The organism is Inmirania thermothiophila (genome assembly GCF_003751635.1).
GTDB lineage: Bacteria > Pseudomonadota > Gammaproteobacteria > DSM-100275 > DSM-100275 > Inmirania > Inmirania thermothiophila.
Map to the genome: position 1 here is coordinate 33,721 of NZ_RJVI01000003.1, position 20,123 is coordinate 53,843.

Annotated in this window: 23 protein-coding genes; 17 read left to right on the plus strand and 6 right to left on the minus strand. The window is 75.6% G+C overall.

Going from position 1 to position 20,123, the window contains the following annotated elements:
• The first annotated feature begins 7 nt into the window (after window positions 1-7).
• Window positions 8-1,060 (plus strand): polysaccharide deacetylase family protein, encoded by a 1,053-nt coding sequence (locus tag EDC57_RS10825; protein ID WP_123401929.1) that lies wholly within the window; start codon window positions 8-10, stop codon window positions 1,058-1,060.
• Here the strand turns inward: EDC57_RS10825 and EDC57_RS10830 are convergent.
• From EDC57_RS10830 to EDC57_RS12850, 5 genes are read right to left on the minus strand one after another with little or no spacing between them, the layout of a single operon-like run.
• On the minus strand, window positions 1,026-1,988 hold the full coding sequence (locus EDC57_RS10830; protein ID WP_123401930.1) for a glucosaminidase domain-containing protein: 963 nt from the start codon (window positions 1,986-1,988) through the stop codon (window positions 1,026-1,028). The genes EDC57_RS10825 and EDC57_RS10830 overlap by 35 nt on opposite strands.
• A gap of 10 nt (window positions 1,989-1,998) precedes the next feature.
• Window positions 1,999-3,186 (minus strand): FAD-dependent oxidoreductase, encoded by a 1,188-nt coding sequence (locus EDC57_RS10835; RefSeq protein ID WP_123401931.1) that lies wholly within the window; start codon window positions 3,184-3,186, stop codon window positions 1,999-2,001.
• Entirely contained in the window at window positions 3,183-3,914 is a 732-nt protein-coding gene (locus EDC57_RS10840; protein WP_123401932.1) for a glycerophosphodiester phosphodiesterase family protein, read from the minus strand. The genes EDC57_RS10835 and EDC57_RS10840 overlap by 4 nt, the downstream gene beginning before the upstream one ends.
• A complete protein-coding gene (locus EDC57_RS10845; RefSeq protein WP_123401933.1) occupies window positions 3,914-5,335 on the minus strand; it encodes an FGGY family carbohydrate kinase in 1,422 nt (473 codons plus the stop codon). The genes EDC57_RS10840 and EDC57_RS10845 overlap by 1 nt, the downstream gene beginning before the upstream one ends.
• Window positions 5,336-5,388: 53 nt before the next feature.
• Window positions 5,389-6,033 carry a Spy/CpxP family protein refolding chaperone gene (locus EDC57_RS12850; RefSeq protein ID WP_123401934.1) on the minus strand — a complete coding sequence of 215 codons (645 nt, stop codon included), beginning with the start codon at window positions 6,031-6,033 and terminating at the stop codon, window positions 5,389-5,391.
• Window positions 6,034-6,239: 206 nt separating this feature from the next.
• Between EDC57_RS12850 and EDC57_RS10855 the strand changes: the two genes are divergently transcribed.
• From EDC57_RS10855 to EDC57_RS10910, 12 genes are all read left to right on the plus strand, one after another.
• Window positions 6,240-6,953 carry a response regulator gene (locus EDC57_RS10855; protein WP_123401935.1) on the plus strand — a complete coding sequence of 238 codons (714 nt, stop codon included), beginning with the start codon at window positions 6,240-6,242 and terminating at the stop codon, window positions 6,951-6,953.
• On the plus strand, window positions 6,950-8,359 hold the full coding sequence (locus EDC57_RS10860) for an ATP-binding protein (protein ID WP_123401936.1): 1,410 nt from the start codon (window positions 6,950-6,952) through the stop codon (window positions 8,357-8,359). Before EDC57_RS10855 ends, EDC57_RS10860 begins: the two co-directional genes overlap by 4 nt.
• Before the next feature lie 40 nt (window positions 8,360-8,399).
• Window positions 8,400-10,139, plus strand: a complete 1,740-nt coding sequence (locus tag EDC57_RS10865; RefSeq protein WP_123401937.1) for a cytochrome D1 domain-containing protein — start codon at window positions 8,400-8,402, stop codon at window positions 10,137-10,139.
• 59 nt (window positions 10,140-10,198) lie between these two features.
• Window positions 10,199-10,531: a c-type cytochrome gene (locus EDC57_RS10870; RefSeq protein ID WP_123401938.1), complete on the plus strand. Its 333-nt coding sequence runs from the start codon at window positions 10,199-10,201 to the stop codon at window positions 10,529-10,531.
• Window positions 10,528-11,691 (plus strand): cytochrome D1 domain-containing protein, encoded by a 1,164-nt coding sequence (locus EDC57_RS10875; protein WP_123401939.1) that lies wholly within the window; start codon window positions 10,528-10,530, stop codon window positions 11,689-11,691. Before EDC57_RS10870 ends, EDC57_RS10875 begins: the two co-directional genes overlap by 4 nt.
• A 20-nt stretch (window positions 11,692-11,711) precedes the next feature.
• Window positions 11,712-12,230 carry an Lrp/AsnC family transcriptional regulator gene (locus tag EDC57_RS10880; protein WP_170165124.1) on the plus strand — a complete coding sequence of 173 codons (519 nt, stop codon included), beginning with the start codon at window positions 11,712-11,714 and terminating at the stop codon, window positions 12,228-12,230.
• The gene (gene ahbB / locus EDC57_RS10885; RefSeq protein ID WP_123401941.1) at window positions 12,218-12,730 is read left to right on the plus strand and encodes a siroheme decarboxylase subunit beta; all 513 of its coding nucleotides are present in this window, start codon (window positions 12,218-12,220) and stop codon (window positions 12,728-12,730) included. Before EDC57_RS10880 ends, ahbB (EDC57_RS10885) begins: the two co-directional genes overlap by 13 nt.
• Window positions 12,717-13,160 (plus strand): Lrp/AsnC family transcriptional regulator, encoded by a 444-nt coding sequence (locus tag EDC57_RS10890; RefSeq protein WP_123401942.1) that lies wholly within the window; start codon window positions 12,717-12,719, stop codon window positions 13,158-13,160. Before ahbB (EDC57_RS10885) ends, EDC57_RS10890 begins: the two co-directional genes overlap by 14 nt.
• A complete protein-coding gene (ahbB, locus tag EDC57_RS10895; RefSeq protein ID WP_123401943.1) occupies window positions 13,157-13,666 on the plus strand; it encodes a siroheme decarboxylase subunit beta in 510 nt (169 codons plus the stop codon). Before EDC57_RS10890 ends, ahbB (EDC57_RS10895) begins: the two co-directional genes overlap by 4 nt.
• Window positions 13,667-13,669: 3 nt before the next feature.
• Window positions 13,670-14,824: a heme d1 biosynthesis radical SAM protein NirJ gene (nirJ, locus tag EDC57_RS10900; RefSeq protein WP_123401944.1), complete on the plus strand. Its 1,155-nt coding sequence runs from the start codon at window positions 13,670-13,672 to the stop codon at window positions 14,822-14,824.
• Window positions 14,811-16,376 (plus strand): nitrite reductase, encoded by a 1,566-nt coding sequence (locus EDC57_RS10905; protein ID WP_123401945.1) that lies wholly within the window; start codon window positions 14,811-14,813, stop codon window positions 16,374-16,376. The genes nirJ and EDC57_RS10905 overlap by 14 nt, the downstream gene beginning before the upstream one ends.
• A 62-nt stretch (window positions 16,377-16,438) precedes the next feature.
• The gene (locus EDC57_RS10910) at window positions 16,439-17,104 is read left to right on the plus strand and encodes an energy-coupling factor ABC transporter permease (RefSeq protein WP_123401946.1); all 666 of its coding nucleotides are present in this window, start codon (window positions 16,439-16,441) and stop codon (window positions 17,102-17,104) included.
• Window positions 17,105-17,113: 9 nt separating this feature from the next.
• Here the strand turns inward: EDC57_RS10910 and EDC57_RS10915 are convergent, their stop codons facing one another.
• Window positions 17,114-17,788 (minus strand): Crp/Fnr family transcriptional regulator, encoded by a 675-nt coding sequence (locus EDC57_RS10915; RefSeq protein ID WP_123401947.1) that lies wholly within the window; start codon window positions 17,786-17,788, stop codon window positions 17,114-17,116.
• Window positions 17,789-17,880: 92 nt separating this feature from the next.
• Here EDC57_RS10915 and EDC57_RS10920 point away from each other — a divergent pair, with 92 nt between their 5' ends.
• From EDC57_RS10920 to EDC57_RS10935, 4 genes are read left to right on the plus strand one after another with little or no spacing between them, the layout of a single operon-like run.
• Window positions 17,881-18,315: a hemerythrin domain-containing protein gene (locus tag EDC57_RS10920; RefSeq protein ID WP_123401948.1), complete on the plus strand. Its 435-nt coding sequence runs from the start codon at window positions 17,881-17,883 to the stop codon at window positions 18,313-18,315.
• Window positions 18,312-18,590, plus strand: coding sequence for a DUF2249 domain-containing protein (locus tag EDC57_RS10925; protein ID WP_211331987.1), 279 nt, complete (start codon window positions 18,312-18,314; stop codon window positions 18,588-18,590). Before EDC57_RS10920 ends, EDC57_RS10925 begins: the two co-directional genes overlap by 4 nt.
• 3 nt (window positions 18,591-18,593) lie before the next feature.
• Entirely contained in the window at window positions 18,594-19,880 is a 1,287-nt protein-coding gene (locus tag EDC57_RS12855) for a fused MFS transporter/spermidine synthase family protein (protein ID WP_123401949.1), read from the plus strand.
• Between the two features lie 51 nt (window positions 19,881-19,931).
• Window positions 19,932-20,120: a hypothetical protein gene (locus tag EDC57_RS10935; RefSeq protein ID WP_123401950.1), complete on the plus strand. Its 189-nt coding sequence runs from the start codon at window positions 19,932-19,934 to the stop codon at window positions 20,118-20,120.
• Window positions 20,121-20,123 lie beyond the last annotated feature (3 nt).

Below are 20,123 nucleotides of genomic sequence, written 5' to 3' on the forward strand. Positions count from 1 at the left end.
GGGGTCCATGATGCAAGCCGCCCGCCGCGCCCTCCTCGCGCTGCTGCTCATCGTCTCGCCCGGCGCCGTCGCCGACGGCGTGATCCTCCTCTACCACCGCTTCGGCGAGGACCGCTTCCCCGCCACCAGCATCGGGCTCGGGGCCTTCGAGGCCCAGCTCGAGCACCTGGCCGAGGGCGGATACCGCGTCGTGCCCCTCGCGGAGATCGCCGACGCCGTGCGCACCGGCCGCCCCGTCCCCGACCGCACGGTGGCGATCACCGTGGACGACGCCTACCGCTCGGTCTTCGATGCCGCCTGGCCGCGGCTGCGCGCCCGCGGCTGGCCCTTCACCGTCTTCGTCGCCACCGATCCCGTGGACCGCGGCCTGCCGGGCTTCATGACCTGGGGGCAGATGCGGGAGATGGCCGCCGCCGGCGTCGCCTTCGCCAACCACGGCCGCAGCCATGACAGCCTGCTGCGCCGCCCCGGCGAGGACGAGGCCGCCTGGCGGGCCCGGGTGCGGGCCGAGCTCCTGGGGGCCCAGGCCCGGCTGGAGGCCGAGCTGGGGGTGCGCGAGCGCCTCTTCGCCTACCCTTACGGCGAGTTCGACGCCGCCCTGGCGGGGCTCGTGCGCGGGCTCGGCTTTGTCGCCTTCGGCCAGCACTCGGGGCCGGTGGGGCGCTGGAGCGATCCCCGCGCCCTGCCCCGGTTTCCGGTGGGATCCGCGGGGGTGGGCGGGGACGAGTTCCGCCTCAAGGTGGCGGCACGGGCGCTGCCGGTGGCGCGGGCCGAGCCCTGGGATCCGCGGGTGCCGCAGGGCAGCAATCCGCCGCGGCTGCGGCTCGTCCTCGCGCCCGTGGCGGGGCCGGATCCGGCGCGTCTGGCCTGCTACGCCGGCGGGCAGGGGGCGATCCCGGTGCGCCACCTCGGCGGGCGCGCCTTCGAGGTCGTGGCCCGCGCGCCCCTGCCGCCGGGGCGCGCCCGCTACACCTGCACCGCCCCCGGCGCCGACGGGCGCTGGTACTGGTACAGCCACCCGTGGATCATCCCGCCAGCTCCGTCCGGTCCGCCAGGGTGAGGCGGTTGGCGCGGATCAGGCGCTGCACCTCGCGCACGTAGTCGGCGCCGCGGGCGGAGTAGCGGCGCAGCCCGTAGGCCAGCACCACCGGGTCCAGCGGCTCGCCCTGGGCGCGCATGAAGGCGCGCAGGCGGCGGAAGAGGCCGTAGGCGTGGCCGACGTTGAGGTTGTGCAGATAGGCGCGCACGGCGCTGCGCAGGTCCGGGTAGACGCGCACGCGGTGGCGCGCGTCGGCCGCGGCCTCGCGCGGGCGCAGGCCGCGCGCCTGCGTCCAGGTCCAGATGCCGAAGAGGTTGTTGGCCTCGCGCGCGAAGCGCGAGGCGCCCCACCCGCTCTCGATGGCGGCCTGGGCGAGGGCGAGGGCCGGCGGGACGACGTCGACGCGGCGCAGCAGCTCCTCGCGCACGGCGGGGTCGTTGACGTCGCCGAAGACGCGGTAGCGGCGGGCGAGGGCCTCGAGCTCCCCACGCGCGGCCGAGCCCGGCTCCAGCCGTCCGGCGGCGAGGAGCGCGAGCAGCCGCCGGCGCTCGGCGAGGATGCGTCGGTTTTCGGCGAGCACCAGCGGCAGGAGGGTGCGGAAGAAGAGGGCCTTCTTCCGCGCCACCGGCAGGCGGTCGAGGTCCGGCGGCAGCCGCTCGACGTAGAGCGGCGGGATGCGCGCCCCGGGCGGCGGCGGCCAGGCGATGCCGGCCTCCTCGAGGCGCCGCGCCAGCGCCTCCGCCGTGGGCGGGGCCGCGACGGGCGGGGCCTCGGCCGGTGCCGGCGTCGCAACGGGCGGCGGCGCGCCCTCCGCGCGGGGCGGCGGCGCCTCGCGGGCGGGCTCGATGACGCGCGGGCGGGGCACCGCCAGCACCACGAGCAGCACCGCCAGCGTGGCGAGGCCGCCGAGGAGGGCGGCGTCGTCGCGTCGCAGGGTGACGTCGGACATGCCGCCATCCCTACCCCATCGGGGCGAGGGGCGCAAGGCCCGCGGTCACGGGGGCGGGTTCGAGGCGGAGCCGTTCGAGGGCCGCGGCGCCGGGGGGCGGGCCGAGGGCGGGGGCGAGGCCGGCCAGGACGCGGCGCGCGGTGGCGCGGAAGGTGGTGAGCTTGCCGCCGGCGACCACGGCGATCCGCACCGGCCGTCCGGCGAGCCCCACCAGGGTCTCGCGCGGGCGGCGAAACGCCGGGGCGTCCCCGCCCGGCAGCACGCGCAGCCCGGCGAAGGCCCCGAGGACCTCCGCCGGGCGGCGGGGAAAGCGGCGGCCGAAGGCGGCCCGAAGGTAGGCCACCTCCGCGGGCAGCGGGCGGCAGGCGGCGGGGTCCCCGGCGTAGGGGGTCTCGGTGGTGCCGACGAGGGTCTCGCCGCCCCAGGGCAGGGCGAAGACCGCGCGCCCGTCCGCCGCCTCCAGGTAGTACCCGGCGTCGAGGCGGCCGGCGAGCAGCAGATGGGTCCCCTGCACCAGCTCCAGCGGCGGCAGCGCCGGCGCCGGGTCGAGCCGGCGCAGGACCTGCGCCGTCCACGGCCCGGCGGCGACCGCCAGGGCCCGCGCCCGCACCTCGCCGCCGCGCCAGCGCACCACGACGCCGTCGCGGTCGGCCGCGGCGGAGCGGAGCGCGGCCTCGTGCAGCACCCGGGCGCCGTGGGCGGTGGCGGCGGCGAGCACCGCCGTGGTGAGGGCGGCGTCGTCGGTCTGGGCCTCGAGGTAGGCGAAGGCGGCGCACAGCCCGTCGCCGGCGAGGCCCTCCGCGGTCGCCTCCGCCGCCGGCAGGCTGCAGAAGCGCAGGTCGGGGCCGAGGCCCCCGAGGAGCGCGTAGAGGGCGAGGCCGGCGCGGATCTGCCAGGGGCGGCGACGCATGCCGGCGTAGACCGGGATGCGCATGGGCAGGCGGCGGACGAGGGCGGGGGCTTGCCGCAGCAGCCAGGCGCGTTCGCGCAGGGCCTCGCGCACGAGCCGCCACTGGCCGGTCTCGAGGTAGCGCAGGCCGCCGTGGACGAGCTTGGTGGAGCGGCTCGAGGTGCCGAGGGCGGGGGCCGGCATCCGCTCCAGGACGAGCACCCGGTGTCCCGATGCCGCCGCCAGCCAGGCGATGCCGGCGCCCTGGATGCCGGCGCCGACGACCACGAGATCGACGCCGTCGCTCATCCGCACACCGCCGCGCGCAGCAGCGCCACCTCGGCGGTCTCGATGAGCCCCGCCCCGCGGGCGGCGAGGCGTGCCGCCTCGCGCGGCGTGTTGACCTCGTAGACCGCCCAGCGCCAGGGGCCGGGCCACAGCGCCCCCCGCGGGGGCAGCCAGGCGCGGTCGACGAACAGCACCGGCGGGGCGAGCTCGCGGGCCGCCGCCCGGGCCCCGGCGTCGTAGGCCGGCAGGACCCACCCGGCGGGGGCGAGCTCGGCCGCGCGCGCCGCCTCCACCACCTCGGGCAGGAACGAGATCAGGGTCCAGCGCAGGCCCGGGACCGGTGCGAGGGCGTCGGCGAGGGCGTCGAGGGCGGCGGCGCCGAAGCGCTGCCACGGATCGGGCTTGAGCTCGACGAAGAGGTGGCGGCCGCGGGCGGCCACCAGGCGCGCCGCCTCGGCGAGGGTGGCGAGGCGGGCGCGGGGGAAGCGGTCGCCGAGGCGGCCGGGTTCGCCCGCGGGCCAGTCCGCGAGCACCGCCGCGGGCAGCTCCGCGACGCGCCCGGGACGGCCGCTGACGCGCGCGAGGTCGGCGTCGTGGCAGAGCACGGGCACGCCGTCGGCGCTCAGGTGCACGTCCACCTCGACGTGGTGGGCGCCGGCGTCGAGGGCGGCGGCGACGGCGGCGAGGGTGTTCTCGGGATAGCGGGCGCGAAAGCCGCGGTGGGCCACCACCTCGAAGCGCGCACCCATCAGGCCGCCTCCAGCGCCGCGCGGGCGCGGGCGAAGCGGGCCGCGAGCGCGTCGTCGGCGAGCGGTGCGATGCGCCGCGACGGTGCCGGCCGCCACCGCGCGGGTGACCCCGCGGCCAGCCAGGCGATGCCGCGGGCGGTGGCCTCGGGCTCGGCGACCCGGTACACAGGGAGGCCGGCGAGCGCGGCGAGGCGGCCGAGCAGCGGCTCGAGCCGCGCCAGGCCGCCGCCGGCGCGGATCGCGCGCAGCCCCGGCATGGCCCCGGCGAGGCCGGCGATGCTCGCGGCGATGACGAAGGCCATGCCCTCCACCACCGAGGCCACCGCGGCCGCATCCTCCACCGGCTCGCCCTCGGGCCAGCGCGGGAGGGCATGGGGGCGCCACCACGGTGCTCCGAGCCCGCCCACCGCGTCCACGAACAGCGGCGGCGGCGAGGACGGCTCCCGCGCCGCCAGGCGCAGCACCACCTCCGCGGCGAGCCTGCGCCGATCGCCGATCCAGGCGAGCGCCGCGCCGGCGCCGTGGATGGTGGTCTCGGCCGCGAGCAGCCGCCCCGATGGTCCGGCATCGGCGACGCCGACGGCATAGCCGCGGGGCACCCGCGCGGCCGGCACCTGGAGCGGCACGAGCCCGAAGGCGCCGGTGCCGAGGTTGAGGTGGAGCGTGTCGGCGCGCGGTGCGCCGTCGGCGTGGAGGGCGGCGGGCTGGTCGCCGTGGACCGCGGTCAGGGGAAGGCCCGTCCCGTGCAGCGCGCCCCAGCGGTGCCGCACCGGGCGGCATGCGGGCAGGGCCGCGGGCGGGACGCCGAAGGCCTCGAGCAGCGCGGGTTCCCAGTCGCCGCGCCGGAGCCCGTAGAGGAGGGTCCGCGAGGCGTTGCCGGCATCGATCCGCGGCGCGCCCCCGGTGAGGCGCTGCACCAGGAAGGCCGCCAGCGGGCCCACCACCGCGCGCCCCCCCTCGGCGGCGCGGCGGAGTGCGCCGTCGGCGCGCAGCAGCCAGGCGATCTTGCCCGCCGCGTGGTGGGCCGAAGGGACGAGGCCGGTGAGCGCGCGCAGGCGCGCCGGGGGCAGCGGGCAGGCCTCGAGGGCCTCGCCGCCGCGGGCGTCGAGCCAGCTGATGGCGGGCGTGAGCGGCCGCGCCCCCGCCCGCGTCCAGGCGAGCACCGTGGAGCGCTGCGTTGCAAGGCCCGCCGCCACCGGCCGCATTCCCCCGCGCCGGGCCGCGGCGAGGGCCTCGAGGGCGGCCTCCTCGAGGCTCAGCACGAGGGCCTCGGGGTCCTGTTCCACCGCCGCGCCGCGGCGCTGGAGCGCCACGGGGCGGACGACCCGGTGGCGCACGCTGCCGTCGGCGGCGACGAGCAGTGCGCGCGAGGCGTGGGTGCCCTGGTCGAGGGCGAGGACGACGTCGAGGGGGCGCTCCATGGCCCCCAAGCATAGCCGCGGCGCGGGCGGGCGGCGCCCGCCCGCGGCGCCGCTCAGCCGCGGTGGCGGGTGGCGGCGTCGAAGGCCACCCGCTGCGGCGGATCCAGCTTCTCGTAGAGGGCCTCGCGGGCGGTGGCGAGGGCCTCGAGGCGGTCGGCGAGCTGCCGCATGCGGGTGGCCCGGAGGCGCAGCCGCCCTTCCGCCTCGAGGGCGCGGCCGGCGCCCCGCGGGGCCTCGGCACGGAAGGTCTGCAGGGCCTTCACCGCGTCCGCATAGGCGTTCCAGGCCGCCTCCTGGTCCGGACGGATCCCGAGCTGGGCGCGCAGCCGGTCGAGCCGGGCCTCGGCCGCCTGGGCGACCTGGGCCTGCATGGCCTCAGCGTCGCTCCCCATCCCGGGCATCCCGCCCGCGCCGGGGCAGGGCCCCTTCCCCGGGCCGCCGAAAGGGTGGCCGGGACCCATGTCCTGCGGTCCCTCCATGCCGCCCATCATGTGGCCGCCCATCATGTGGCCCATCATCCCGCCCATCATCCCCTGCGCGGGTCCGCCCATCATGCCCCCCATGGGGCCGCGCTCGCTCCAGCCCCCCCAGCCGCGGGGGCCTTCGGCGTCCCCGGGATGGGAGAAGGCGGTGGCGGCGGCGAGGCCGAGGGCGGCGGCGGTGGCGAGGGCCAGTGCGTTGCGGGTCCGGTTCTTCATGGTCGTTTCTCCTCTCGGGTTCCTGTGGGTCTTCGGAAGCGGGGCCGTTCGTCCCCTTCCTCGCCGCCCATGAGACCACCGCCATGTGTCCCGGCGATGTCGCCGCCTGTCCTGATGGTTTCGTTCTGTTACGACGCCGCGGCCGGTTACATTCGGTTACCGGTTCCTGCTCGGCGGCCCGGGTCCGGTGTGGTATCTAGGGGGCCATGGAAAGGCCGCACGTGCTCGTCGTCGACGACGACCCGGAGATCCGCGCGCTGCTTGCCGCCTACCTCGAGCGCAACGGGCTGCGCGCGAGCACCGCCGAGGACGGCCGCGCCATGTGGCGGGCCCTCGCCGAGGACCGCATCGACCTCGTGATCCTCGACCTGATGCTGCCCGGCGAGGACGGTCTGACCCTCTGCCGCGACCTGCGCGCCCGCTCCTCCGTGCCGGTGATCATGCTCACCGCCCGCGGCGAGGAGACCGACCGCATCGTCGGCCTGGAGATGGGCGCCGACGACTACGTGGCCAAGCCCTTCAGCCCGCGCGAGCTGCTCGCCCGCATCAAGGCGGTGCTGCGGCGGGCGGGGGGGGCCGCCGGGACGGCGCCGGGGCGGCGCTACCGCTTCGCCGGCTGGACCCTCGACGCGGTCACGCGCCAGCTCACCAGCCCCGAGGGGACGGTGGTGCCGCTGAGCGGCGCCGAGTACCGGCTGCTGCGGGTCTTTCTCGAGCGGCCCGGGCGCGTCCTCGCCCGCGACCGTCTGCTCGACCTCGCGCGCGGCCGCGAGGCCGCCCCCTTCGACCGCAGCATCGACGTCCTGGTCAGCCGCCTGCGCCGCCGCCTCGGCGACGACGGGCGCGAGCCGCGGCTGATCCGCACGGTGCGCGGGGAGGGCTACGTCCTCGCCGCCGAGGTGGAGGTGGAGGGGCGGTGAGGCTCGTCCCCCGGAGCCTGCGCGGACGGTTGCTGGCGGTGCTGCTCGGGGGGCTGGTGGGGGCGCAGCTCCTGGGCGCCGGACTGCTGCTCGAGGAGCGCGTGCGCAGCCTCTATGCCGCCAGCGGCCATCAGCTGGCGCAGCGGGCGGCGGCGCTGGTGCGCCTGGCCGAGGCCCTGCCGGCAACGCGGCGCGGGCCGCTCCTGGATGCCGCCGCCGGGCCGGAGCTCGTGGTGGCGGTGCGTCCGCGACCGGCCCTCGCCCGGGGCGCGGTCTCGCCGCAGGAGCGGCTCTTCGCCGGGCTGCTCGCCGCCGCCCTGGGGGAGGCGCGGCCGCTGCGGGTGCACCTGCGCGAGGATCGGCCTCCGCCGCCTCCGATGGCGGGCATGATGCGGCGGCACATGGGCGGGCTGCCGCCGTGGATGGCGCCGGTGCGGGTGCTGGAGGCGGAGGTGCGCCTCGTCGACGGCAGCTGGCTCGCCCTGCGCTACCGGCTGCCGGAGGCGGTGGTGGGCTGGCCGCTGCGGGCGGTGGGGGCGCTCGCGGTGCTCCTCGCCGCCGCGGTGCTGCTCACGGTGCTCGCGGTGCGCTGGCTCACGCGGCCCCTGGCGGCCCTGGCGGCGGCGGCCGAGGGGCTCGGGCGCGACCTCCACCGCCCGCCGCTGCCCGAGGACGGGCCGGTGGAGGTGGCGCGCGCGGCGCGTGCCTTCAACGAGATGCAGCGCCGCCTGCGCGCCCATGTGGAGGAGCGCTCGCGCATGCTGGCGGCGGTCTCCCACGACCTGCGCACCCCCATCACGCGGCTGCGTCTGCGCGCGGAGTTCGTGGAGGATGAGGCGGTGCGGGGGCGGATCCTGGCCGACCTCGACGAGATGGAGACCATGGTGCGGGGGGCGCTGGAGCTGCTGCGCGGGCACGAGGCCGAGCCGGCCCGCAGCGTCGATCTCGCGGCGCTGGCCGAGGCCGTGGTGGAGGACCGCGCCGAGGCGGGCGAGCCGGTGGGCCTGCTGGAGCCTGCGGTGCCGGTGATGGTGACGGGCCGCCCGGTGGCGCTGCGCCGGGCGCTGGAGAACCTCGTCGACAACGCGGTGCGCTATGCGGGCGGGGCCGAGGTGCGGGTGGGGCGGGAGGCGGGGCGGGCGGTGATCGAGGTGCTCGACCGCGGACCCGGCATCCCCGAGGCGGAGCTCGAGCGGGTCCTCGAGCCCTTCCACCGCCTCGAGGGCTCCCGCAGCCGCGCCACCGGCGGCAGCGGCCTCGGGCTTGCCGTGGTGCGGGAGGTGGCGACGCTGCATGGAGGCCGCGTGCGGCTCGCCAACCGCCCGGGCGGCGGCCTCTCGGCGCGTCTCGAGCTGCCCGGGGCCCTTGATCTCGATCAAGGATTTCCAGAGACTGCGGGAGGATAAGGGAATGCACCATCCGCAACCGCAAGGAGGGGAAGAAGCCATGTCCCGACATCTCTCCATCTGTGCCGCCCCCGCCCTCGCGGCCGCGCTCGCCGTCGCCTCGCCGGCCGTGGTGCAGGCGGCCAAGCACGAGCCGCACCCGGGCACGGGCAAGGCCGAGCTGAGCTACAAGGGTGCGCCCTCGGCGGTGCCGCCCGAGTCGGCCGTCGTCCCGGGGGCGCCCGAGGGGGTGCCGCCGCTGACCAAGGCCGAGTTCGAGGAGGCCAAGAAGATCTTCTTCGAGCGCTGCGCAGGCTGCCACGGCGTGCTGCGCAAGGGCGCCACCGGCAAGCCGCTCACACCCGACATCACCCGCAAGCGGGGCAGCGCCTACCTCAAGGCCTTCATCACCTACGGCTCGCCTGCCGGCATGCCCAACTGGGGCACCTCCGGCGTGCTGGACGAGCGGCAGATCGACATCATGGCGCGCTATCTCCAGTACGACCCGCCGGTGCCGCCGGAGTGGGGCATGGAGGAGATGAAGGCGAGCTGGAAGGTGATCGTGCCGCCGGAGAAGCGCCCCACGCGCAAGATGAACAACTACAACCTCGACAACCTATTCTCGGTCACCCTGCGTGACGCCGGGAAGGTGGCGCTGATCGACGGCGACAGCAAGAAGATCATCAACGTCGTCGACACCGGCTACGCCGTGCACATCTCGCGCCTGTCGGCCTCCGGCCGTTATCTCCTCACCATCGGGCGCGATGCGGTGATCAACCTCATCGACCTGTGGATGGAGAAGCCGGACACCGTGGCCCAGATCAAGGTGGGCCTCGAGGCGCGCTCGGTGGAGACCTCCAAGTACAAGGGCTGGGAGGACAAGTACGCCATCGCCGGCACCTACTGGCCGCCCCAGTACGTGATCATGAACGGCGACACCCTGGAGCCGCTCAAGATCGTCTCCACCCGCGGGATGACGGTGGACACCCAGGAGTACCATCCGGAGCCGCGCGTGGCGGCCATCGTGGCCTCCCACCAGCACCCGGAGTTCATCGTCAACGTCAAGGAGACGGGCCACGTCCTGATGGTCAACTACGAGGACATCGACAACCTCAAGGTGACCACCATCGGCGCCGCCCGCTACCTGCATGACGGCGGCTGGGACCGCACCCACCGCTACTTCCTGACCGCGGCCAACAAGTCCGACAAGATCGCGGTCATCGACTCCAAGACCGACAAGCTGGTCAAGCTCATCGAGGTGGGGAAGATCCCGCACCCGGGGCGCGGCGCCAACTTCATCGACCCCAAGTACGGGCCGGTGTGGGCCACCAGCCACCTGGGTGACGAGAACATCGCCGTCATCGGCACCGACCCCAAGGGCCATCCGCAGTACGCCTGGAAGGTGGTGCGGATGCTCAAGGGCCAGGGCGGCGGGTCGCTCTTCATCAAGACCCATCCCAAGTCCCACCACCTCTACGTGGACACGGCCCTGAACCCCGATGCGAAGATCAGCCAGTCGGTGGCGGTGTTCGACATCAACAACCTCGAGGCCGGCTACAAGGTGCTGCCCATCGCCGAGTGGGCCGATCTCGGGGAGGGGCCGAAGCGCGTCGTCCAGCCCGAGTTCAACAAGGCCGGCGACGAGGTCTGGTTCTCGGTCTGGAACGGCAAGGAGCAGCGCTCGGCCATCGTCATCGTGGACGACAAGACGCTGAAGCTGAAGGCGGTCATCAAGGATCCGCGCCTGGTGACCCCGACCGGCAAGTTCAACGTCTTCAACACCCGTCACGACATCTACTGAGCCTGTCGCGGGCGGGGCCTGCGGGCCCCGCCCGCCCCGGATTCCCGACGGAGGAGGCGATGCGCCGGACCCCGCTTGCCCTGGCCGCGATCCTGGCCGCGCTGCCGGCGGTGGCGGCAGGGCCCGGGGGCGCGCGCCAGCAGGCCCTGCTGCGCCTGCTGCGGCAGGACTGCGGCTCCTGCCACGGCATGACCCTGCGCGGCGGGCTGGGCTCGCCGCTCACCCCCGAGGCCCTCGCGGGCAAGCCCGACGACCTCCTCGTCACCACCATCCTCGACGGGCGGCCGGGCACCGCGATGCCCCCCTGGCGCAGCGAGATCACGCCCGAGGAGGCGCGCTGGCTGGTGGCACGGCTGCGTCGGGGGCTTGCGCCGCGGGAGGGCCTGCGGTGAGGGCGTCCGCCGCGGTGGCGCTGCTCGCCCTGCTCGCCGCCGGCTGCGCCTCGGTGCGCGGCACCGGGGACCTCGGCCTCGTCGTCGAGCGCGCCGACGGCGCGGTGCAGGTGGTGGACACCACCCGCATGGCGCGCCTTGCCCGCATCGAGGGCCTCGGCGACCTCTCCCACGCCTCGGCGGTCTTCTCCCGCGACGAGCGCTACGCCTACGTCTTCGGCCGCGACGGCGGCCTGACCAAGGTGGACCTGCTGCGGGGGCGGATCGTGCGGCGCATCCGCCAGGCCGGCAACAGCATCGGCGGCGCCATCTCCCAGGACGGTCGCGTGATCGCGGTCTCCAACTACGAGCCGGGCGGGGTGCGGCTCTTCGATGCCGTCACCCTCGAGCCCCTGGCGGAGATCCCGGCGGTGGGCGCCGACGGGCGCCGCTCCAAGGTGGTGGGGCTCGTGGACGCCCCCGGACGGCGTTTCGTCTTCAGCCTGTTCGAGGCCGGCGAGATCTGGATCGCCGACGTGCACGACCCACGCCGGCCGCAGGTGCAGCGCATCCGCGAGGTCGGCCGCCAGCCCTACGACGCGCTGGTGACCCCGGACGGGCGCTGGTACATCGCCGGGCTCTTCGGCGAGGACGGCCTGGCGCTGGTGGACCTGTGGCATCCGGAGCGGGGCGCACGGCGCATCCTCCCCCACTACGGTCGCGGCGAGCGGCGGCTGCCCGTCTACAAGATGCCGCACCTGGAGGGCTGGGCCATCGCCGGGCGGCTCGCCTTCCTGCCCGCGGTGGGCCGCCACGAGCTCCTCGTGGTGGAGACCGAGGGCTGGCGCGAGGTGGCGCGGATCCCGGTCCACGGCCAGCCGGTCTTCGCCATGGCCCGCCCGGACGGGCGCCAGGTCTGGGTCAACTTCGCCCATCCCGACAACGACACCGTGCAGGTGATCGACACCGAGTCGCTCCGTGTGGTGCGCACCCTGCGCCCGGGGCCGGCGGTGCTGCACATGGAGTTCACGCCGCGCGGGGAGCAGGTCTGGATCTCGGTGCGCGACGGCGGCGAGGTGCAGGTCTACGACACCGAGCGGCTGGAGCCGGTGGCGCGGCTCGAGGCGCGCTACCCCAGCGGCATCTTCTTCACCGCGCGGGCGCACCGGATCGGGCTGTGACGGTTCACGGGGACGGGGCGATGCGGGGCAGAGACATGCAGGCGGCGGCAGAAGGGGGGAGGGGCGCCGAGGGCGGGGTGAGCGCCCTCGAGGCACCGGAGCGCCGCCTCGTCGCCCGCTATCAGTCGGGCCTGCCCCTCGCCCCGGCCCCTTTTTCCGAGATGGGGCGCGCCGTGGGGCTGAGCGAGGCCCAGGTGCTGGAGGCCCTCGTGCGGCTCCGCGAGCGCGGTGTCCTCTCCCGGGTGGGGGCGGTGGTGCGCCCGCACACCGTCGGGGCGAGCACCCTCGCGGCGATGGCGGTGCCGGAGGCGGAGCTGGAGCGGGTGGCGGCGCAGGTCTCGGCCCGGCCCGAGGTCAACCACAACTACGAGCGCGAGGGCGAGCTCAACCTCTGGTTCGTGGTCACCGCCGCCGACGAGGCGCATCTTGCGCGGGTGCTCGCCGAGATCGAGCAGGCGTGCGGCCACGAGGTGATCGCCCTGCCCATGGAGCGGGAGTATCACATCGACCTGGGGTTCGATCTGGAATGGACGCGCTGACCGCCCTCGACCCGCGCGACCGCGCGCTCCTCGGCGCCATCCAGGACGGCCTGCCGCTGGTGGCGCGGCCCTACCGCGCGGTGGGCGAGCGCCTGGGGATGGACGAGTCGGAGGTGATCCTGCGCCTTGCGCGGCTGCTGCGCAGCGGCGTCATCCGCCGGCTCGGGCTGGTGGTGCGCCACCATGAGCTGGGCTACCGCGCCAACGCCATGGTGGTCTGGGACGTCCCCGACGAGGAGGTGGACGCGGCGGGGGCGCGCCTTGCGGCCGAGCCTGCGGTGCACCTCTGCTACCGCCGCCGGCGCCATCCGCGCTGGCCCTACAACCTCTACTGCATGGTGCACGGGCGCGACCGCGAGGCGGTGCTCGCCGAGATCGAGGCGGTGACGCGGCGGGCCGGTCTCGCCGGGCGCCCGCGCCGGGTGCTCTTCAGCCGCCGCCGCTTCAAGCAGCGCGGGGCCCGCTACGTCTTCGAGGAGCCGGGCCATGCATCGGCTTGACCGCGCCCTCCTGCGCCGCCTCCAGGACGGCATCGGGGTGGATGCGCGCCCCTTCGCGGCCGTCGCCGCCGAGCTCGACTGCCCCGAGGACGAGGTCATCGAGCGGCTCGACCGCATGCTGGCCCAGGGGCTGCTCACCCGCTTCGGGCCCATGTACGACGCCGCCCGCCTCGGCGGCGAGTTCATGCTCTGCGCCATGGCGGTGCCGGCAGAGCGGCTCGACGAGGTGGCCGAGGCGGTCAACGCCCATCCCGAGGTGGCCCACAACTACGAGCGCGAGCACCGCTACAACCTCTGGTTCGTGGTCGCCACCGAGCACGCCGGCGAGGCCGAGGGGGTGGTGCGCGCCATCGAGGACGAGACGGGGCTCGCGGTGCTGCGCCTGCCCAAGGAGGCCGAGTACGGCATCGGCCTGAGGTTCGAGCCGTGAACGCGCGCCCCGAGCACACCGCCTGGCGGCCCGATGCCATCGACCGGCGCATCATCGCCGCCACCCAGGCCGGGCTGCCGCTGGTGCGCGAGCCCTACCATGCGGTGGCCGAGGCCCTCGGCCTGCCCCCGGAGGTGGTGATGGCACGCATCCGGGCGATGCTGGCGGCGGGGGCCATCCGCCGCATCGCCGCGGTGCCCAACCACTACCGGCTCGGCTACCGCGCCAACGGCATGGCGGTGTGGGACGTGGACGACGAGCGCGTCGACGAGCTGGGCCGGCGCATCGCGCGCCTGCCCTTCGTCAGCCACTGCTACCGCCGCCCGCGCCGCCCGCCGCACTGGCCCTACAACCTCTTCACCATGCTCCACGGGCGCGAGCGCGCCGAGGTGGAGGCCCGCGCGGCGCAGGTGCGCGCCCTCCTCGGCGAGGCCCTGCGCGGGCACGAGATCCTCTACAGCCGCCGGATCCTCAAGAAGACCGGCCTGCGCATCCGGGAGGGCTGATCCATGCTGCGCCTGAGCCAGTATCTGCGCGACGCCGTCGAGGGGCGTCCGGTGCCGCGGCGCCGCCCGGCCGCGCCGGTGGTGATCTGGAACCTCATCCGCCGCTGCAACCTGCGCTGCAGCCACTGCTACACCGCCTCGGCCGACCGCGACTTCGCCGGCGAGCTTGGCACCGCCGAGGCCCTGGCGGTGGTGGACGACCTCGCAGCGATGCGGGTGCCGGCGCTGATCCTCTCCGGTGGCGAGCCGCTGCTTCGGCCCGACCTGATGCGCATCGTCGCCCGCGCCAAGGCCGCCGGCATCTACGTCGGCCTCTCCACCAACGGCACCCTCGTGGACGCGGCCTGGGTCGAGCGGCTCGCGGGCTCCGGGCTCGACTACGTGGGGATCAGCCTCGACGGGCTTGAGGCCACTCACGACCGCATCCGCGGCCGCGAGGGCGCCTTCGCCGCCGCCCTCGCCGCCCTCGAGCGGCTCGCCGCGCGGGGGCTGCGGGTGGGTGCGCGCTTCACCCTCACCCGCGACAACGCCCTCGAGCTGCCGGACCTCATGGACCGGCTGGACGCGGCCGGGGTGCGCCGCTTCTACCTCTCCCACCTCAACTACGCGGGGCGCGGGCGCAGCGCCAGCGACGCCCATCTGCGCACCACGCGGGAGGTGATGCACTACCTCTGCGAGCTCGCCTGGCTCGATCTGCAGACGGGACGGGAGCGCGAGATCGTCACCGGCAACAACGACGCCGACGGCGTCTTCCTGCTGCACTGGTTGGCCCGGCGCGCCCCCGAGCACGCACCGGCGCTGGAGGCGCGGCTGCGCGCCTGGGGCGGCAACGCCAGCGGCATCGCCATCGCCAACATCGACAACCGCGGCTGGGTCCATCCCGACTCCTTCTGGTGGGACCACCGCCTCGGCAACGTGCGCGAGCGCCCCTTCTCCGAGATCTGGCGCCGCTCGGACGACGCCCTCCTGGCGGGCCTGCGGGCGCGGCCGCGCCCGCTCAAGGGACGCTGCGCCGCCTGCCGCCACCTCGAGCTGTGCAACGGCAACACGCGGGTGCGGGCCAAGCTCGCCTTCGGCGATCCCTGGGCCGAGGACCCCGGTTGCTATCTCACCGACGCCGAGATCGGCCTCGGGGAGGCGGGCCGTGCGGTGGCCTGAGCGGCTGGCGGCGCTCGCGCTGGCGGCGGCCGCGGCGGTGGCGCAGGGGACGCCGGACGCCGCCGCCCTCTACCAGACCCACTGCGCCTCCTGCCACGGGGCGGACCGCCTCGGCGGCATGGGCCCGGCCCTGGTGCCCGAAAACCTCGGCCGGCTGAGCCCGGAGAAGGCGGCGCGCGTGATCGCCGAGGGGCGTGCGGCGACCCAGATGCCGGCCTTCGGCGATCGCCTCGGGGCCGACGAGATCGAGGCCCTGGCGCGCTGGATCTTCGCGCCGCCGCCCGCGCCCCCCGCCTGGGACGCGGCGCGGATCGAGGCCACGCGCCGGGTGCTGGTGCCGCCCGAGCGCCTCGCGAAGGCGCCGCGCCATGGCGCCGACCCCCTCAACCTGTTCGTCGTGGTGGAGCTGGGGGACCACCACATCAGCATCCTCGACGGCGACCGCCTCGAGGTCATCGCCCGCCTGCCGACGCCGCGGGCGGTGCACGGCGGGCCGAAGTTCTCCCCCGACGGGCGCTTCGTCTACGTCGCCTCGCGCGACGGCTGGATCATCAAGGTCGACCTCTGGGGGCTCGAGCGCGTGGCCGAGGTCCGCGCCGGCATCAACACCCGCAACCTCGCGGTCTCCGACGACGGCCGCTACGTCATGGTGGGCAACTACCTGCCCCACACCCTGGTGGTGCTGGATGCCGCCGACCTGCGGCCCCTGCGGGTGATCCCGGTGGTGGGCCGCGACGGCACCTCCTCGCGGGTGAGCGCCGTCTACGTGGCGCCGCCGCGGGGGAGCTTCATCGCCGCCCTCAAGGACGTCCGGGAGATCTGGGAGATCCCCTACAGCAGCCGCGCCGAGGCCCTCCCCGTCTACGAGGGGCCGATGCACGACTACCGCGCCGACTCCGGCGAGGCGCCGCCGCTGGCCGAGGGCGCCTTCCCGGTGCGGCGGATCCCGGTGGGGACCTTCCTCGACGACTTCCTTTTCGACCCCGAATACCGGTTCCTGATCGGCGCCTCGCGCCAGAGCCGCACCGCCCGGGTGGTGCACCTGGCGGTGGGGCGCGAGATCGCCCGCATCGACCTGCCGGGCCTGCCCCACCTCGCCTCCGGGATCACCTGGCGCTGGCGGGGGCGGCGGGTGATGGCGACGCCGAACCTGCGCGAGGGGGTGGTGACCGTGGTCGATCTGCAGGACTGGAAGGTGGTGCGGCGCATCTCCACGCTGGGCCCCGGCTTCTTCCTGCGCAGCCACGAGAAGAGCCGCTACGCCTGGGTGGACGTGTTCTTCGGCAAAGACCGCGACGTGGTGCAGGTGATCGACAAGGAGCGCCTGGAGGTGGCGGCGACCCTGCGTCCGGCTCCGGGCAAGACCGCCGCCCACGTGGAGTTCGACCGCCACGGCCGCTACGCCCTGGTCAGCGTCTGGGATATGGACGGCGCGGTGGTGGTCTACGACGCCCGCACTCTGCAGGAGGTCAAGCGCCTGCCCATGCGCAAGCCCTCGGGGAAGTACAACGTCTGGAACAAGATCACGCGCTCGGAGGGCACCAGCCACTGAGCCCTTGCGCCCCGCCTCCGCGGCGGTGAAACTTGACCGGACGCAGCTTGCGGGCGCCCGAGATGTGGATTTCCGGAAACGCCGTCGGCTGGCCGCTGGGGGCGGCGGGGTGGCTGCTGGCCGTGCCGCTGCTCCTGTGGGCGGTGACGCGCACCCCGTGGCGGCGCCTCGCCGGCGGGCCCGGGCTGCATCTGCTCCTCGGCGGCGCGGTGGCCCTGATGGTGCTGTGGCGGGTGCGGGCGGGGCTTCCGGCGGGGCCGGAGCTTCACTTCCTGGGCCTGACCGCGGCGACCCTCGTCCTCGGGCCGGCGCCGGCGGTGCTGGCCGGGGCGCTGGCGGCGCTGGGGCTGCTGCTCGCCGGTGCCGCCGCGGCCGCGCCCCTGGGCCTCAACCTGCTCGCCGGGGTCGCCCTGCCGGTGGCGGTGACCCAGGGGCTGCTGCGCCTTGCGCGGCGCCGGCTGCGCCGGCAGTTCTTCGTCTACGTGATGGTCAACTGCTTCCTCGCCGCCGGCCTCGCCGCCGCCACGGCGGTGCTCGCGGCGAGCGCGCTGGTGGCGCTGGGCGGCGGCGGCGCGGTGCGGCTGCTGCCGGACTATCTCGCCCTGCTGCCGCTGCTGATGCTGCCCGAGGGGCTGCTCAACGGCATGGTGGTGGCGCTGCTCGCGGCCTTCCGGCCGGAGTGGGTGGCGAGCTTCGACCCGCGCCGCGACCTCGGCGGCGAGGCGTGAGCCCGGCCCTCAGCAATGGCCGAGGCGGCGCAGCCCCTCCACGTCGCGCAGGTGCACGGTGCGTCCCTCCACGGTCACCAGGCCGCGGGCGCCGAGCTCGTGCAGCACGCGCGAGAAGGTCTCCGGCGTGAGGTTGAGGCGGGAGGCCACGACGGCCTTGCTCGCCGGCAGGCGGACGCTGTGCCGGCCGCCGTCGGGCTCGTCGCCGAGAAGGTAGCCGATCACGCGCTGGGTGGCGCTGTGCAGGGTGAGGTCCTCCACCTCGCGCACCAGGTGGTGGAGGCGCTGCGCGAGCCCCGAGAGCAGGGCCCGCGCGAAGGCCGGATCGTCCTCGATGTGGCGCAGCACCGCGCAGCGCCCCACGTGGAGCAGGCGGCTTGCGCGCAGGGCCTGGGCGTAGGCGGGGTAGGGGCGGTCCAGGAACATCACCGCCTCGCCGAAGGTGCGCCCCGGGCCCAGGAGCTCCAGCACCTTCTCGGCGCCGTCCTCGCTCAGCATGGCGAGCTTGATCTGCCCCTCCAGCACGCAGTGGAAGCCCGTGGGACGGTCGCCCTTGTGGAAGAGGATCTCGCCGCGGGCGAGCTCCACCACGCGCGTGCCCGCCGCGATCTCCTCGAGGTGGCGGGGGTCGAGCTGCTGGAAGAGCGGGATGCCCGCGAGGATGTCGATGATCTCGCCGCTCAAGCTGCCTCCCGGTCTTGATCTCGCTCAAGGGCGGGGTGGCCCCGGTCGCGGGTAGTATAGACGCCGTCGCAGGCACCATCGGGAGGCATGCCGTGAGCGAGATCAGCAGCTTCATGACCCGGGACCACCGCGACTGCGACGAGCTGTTCGCGGCGGCGGAGAATGCGGTCCATGAGGGGGACTGGGAGGCGGCGCGGGAGCGCTTCGCCGCCTTCGCCGACGCGCTTCGCCGCCACCTCGACATGGAGGAGCAGGTGCTCTTCCCCGAGATCGAGGAGCGCACGGGCATGGTCGGGGGGCCGACCCAGGTCATGCGCATCGAGCACCAGCAGATGCGCGACGTCATCGCCGCCATGGAGCAGGCGGTCGCGGACGAGGACGCCGACGAGTACCTGGGCCAGGCCGAGACGTTGATGATCCTGATGCAGCAGCACAACATGAAGGAGGAGCAGATCCTCTACCCCATGAGCGACCAGGCCCTCGGTGGCGATGCCGCGGAGGTGCTGGGGCGCATGCGGGCGCTGTGACCGTGCAGGCGCGCGAGCGCGTCCTCGACGTCCGCGACCTCGAGCCCTGCGAGCCCCTGGAGCGGGCGCTGGAGGCCGCGGCCGCCCTCGCGCCGGGTGAGTACCTGCGCCTGCTTCACCGCCGCGAGCCCCATCCGCTCTACGAGCTGCTGGCGCGGCAGGGCCTGCGCCACCGCACGCGCCGCGGGCGGCAGGCGCCGGTGGAGGTGCTGATCTGGCGCGAGGGCGACGCCGTCGCGGCGCGGGCGGTGGAGGACCTCACGGGGGCGGAGTAGGCGGTGGGGCGCTTCGGCAACCTGAGCTTCGAGCGCATCCCGCCGCTGGGAGTGCCGCTGCGCTTCTTCCTCACCGCGCCCTGGCTGGGGGCGGCGGCGGGTGTGGCCCTCGTGCTCTGGGGCGGGGCGGCGCTCACGATGCGCTGGGCCCCCGAGACCCTGGCCGTGGTCCATCTCGTCACCCTCGGCTTCCTCCTCACGGTGATGGCGGGGGCGGTCTACCAGGTGATGCCGGTGCTGACCGGGGTCCCTCTGCCCGGCGCCGCCGCGCTGGGGCCGTGGGTCCACGCCGGCGTCCTCGCCGGGGCGCTGCTCGCGCCGGCGGGGCTCGCCGGGGTGCGGTGGGCGGCGGCGGCGGGCACCGCCGTGCTGGGGGCGGCGCTCGCGGTGTTCCTGGCCCAGGGGTTCGCGGCCGCGGCGCGGGTGGGCTGGCGCCACGAAAGCGGCCGCAGCGTGGCCATGGCCCTGGTGGCGCTCGCGGTGACCGCGGGGCTCGGGCTCCATCTGCTCGCCGGCCACGCCGGCTGGGGCGTGCTCGCCCGCCAGCTCACCGACCTGCACTGGGTGTGGGCCCTCGCCGGCTGGCTCGGCCTCCTGGTGATGGGGGTGGGCTTCCAGGTGGTGCCCATGTTCCAGGTCACGCCGCCGTACCCGAAGCCGGTCACCTGCTGCCTGCCGGCGGCGCTGCTGGGGCTGCTGGCCCTGTGGTCGGGGACGCGGGGGGTGCCGGCGGCGGAGGTCGCGGCGGCGGCCCTCATCGGCCTTGCCGCCGCCACCTTCGCGGCGGCGACGCTGGTGCTGCAGCAGCGGCGCAAGCGCAAGGTCTGGGACGTGACCGTCGCCTTCTGGCGCCTCGGCATGGGGGCGCTGCTCGCCGGCCTGGTCGCGGTGGCGGCGGCGCGCGCGGCCGGCGACGCGCGCCTTGCGCTTCTCGCCGGGATCCTGCTGCTCGCCGGATGGGGCGTGTCCCTGGTTAGCGGCATGCTCTACAAGATCGTCCCCTTCCTCGCCTGGCTCCACCTGCAGAACGTCCTTGTGGCGCGGTCCCTGCTCGGGCGGCATCGCATCCCCAACATGAAGCAGTTCGTCGACGACGGGCGCGCCCGCCTGCAGTTCCGCCTCCATGCGGCGGCGCTGGCGCTGCTCGCGGCGGCGCCGTGGGCGGGGGACGCGGCGGCGCGCCTCGCCGGCCTGCTCCTCGCCCTCTCCTTCGCCCTCCTGGGGGTGAATCTCGCCGCGGCGGCCCGGCGCTACCGGCACGAGCGCGCAAGGCTCGACGCCGCAGGCTGAGGCCCGCCCCGCGGCGTTGACGCTGCGGCGGCGGCGACCGAAGATGCGCTCATGGAGCCGCTTGCGACCTGGGAGAAGGTGCTGCTGGGCGTCGGTGCCCTGCTGCTGCTGCTGTGGTTCTACCCGGGGCTGCAGGCGCTTCACCGCCGCGCGCAGGAGGCGCCCAGAGACTGGCCCGGATTTCTCCTGCCGCTGGCGGCGGTGGTGCTGGTGGTCCTCCTCCTCCTCGCCTCCGTCTGAGGG

Excerpts from the sequence above, each read along its gene's own strand:
- EDC57_RS10825 (WP_123401929.1), top strand. The coding sequence starts at position 8 with ATGATGCAAGCCGCCCGCCGCGCCCTCCTCGCGCTGCTGCTCATCGTC.
- EDC57_RS10830 (WP_123401930.1), bottom strand. The coding sequence starts at position 1,988 with ATGTCCGACGTCACCCTGCGACGCGACGACGCCGCCCTCCTCGGCGGC.
- EDC57_RS10835 (WP_123401931.1), bottom strand. The coding sequence starts at position 3,186 with ATGAGCGACGGCGTCGATCTCGTGGTCGTCGGCGCCGGCATCCAGGGC.
- EDC57_RS10840 (WP_123401932.1), bottom strand. The coding sequence starts at position 3,914 with ATGGGTGCGCGCTTCGAGGTGGTGGCCCACCGCGGCTTTCGCGCCCGC.
- EDC57_RS10845 (WP_123401933.1), bottom strand. The coding sequence starts at position 5,335 with ATGGAGCGCCCCCTCGACGTCGTCCTCGCCCTCGACCAGGGCACCCAC.
- EDC57_RS12850 (WP_123401934.1), bottom strand. The coding sequence starts at position 6,033 with ATGAAGAACCGGACCCGCAACGCACTGGCCCTCGCCACCGCCGCCGCC.
- EDC57_RS10855 (WP_123401935.1), top strand. The coding sequence starts at position 6,240 with ATGGAAAGGCCGCACGTGCTCGTCGTCGACGACGACCCGGAGATCCGC.
- EDC57_RS10865 (WP_123401937.1), top strand. The coding sequence starts at position 8,400 with ATGTCCCGACATCTCTCCATCTGTGCCGCCCCCGCCCTCGCGGCCGCG.
- EDC57_RS10870 (WP_123401938.1), top strand. The coding sequence starts at position 10,199 with ATGCGCCGGACCCCGCTTGCCCTGGCCGCGATCCTGGCCGCGCTGCCG.
- EDC57_RS10880 (WP_170165124.1), top strand. The coding sequence starts at position 11,712 with ATGCGGGGCAGAGACATGCAGGCGGCGGCAGAAGGGGGGAGGGGCGCC.
- ahbB (WP_123401941.1), top strand. The coding sequence starts at position 12,218 with ATGGACGCGCTGACCGCCCTCGACCCGCGCGACCGCGCGCTCCTCGGC.
- EDC57_RS10890 (WP_123401942.1), top strand. The coding sequence starts at position 12,717 with ATGCATCGGCTTGACCGCGCCCTCCTGCGCCGCCTCCAGGACGGCATC.
- nirJ (WP_123401944.1), top strand. The coding sequence starts at position 13,670 with ATGCTGCGCCTGAGCCAGTATCTGCGCGACGCCGTCGAGGGGCGTCCG.
- EDC57_RS10910 (WP_123401946.1), top strand. The coding sequence starts at position 16,439 with ATGTGGATTTCCGGAAACGCCGTCGGCTGGCCGCTGGGGGCGGCGGGG.
- EDC57_RS10935 (WP_123401950.1), top strand. The coding sequence starts at position 19,932 with ATGGAGCCGCTTGCGACCTGGGAGAAGGTGCTGCTGGGCGTCGGTGCC.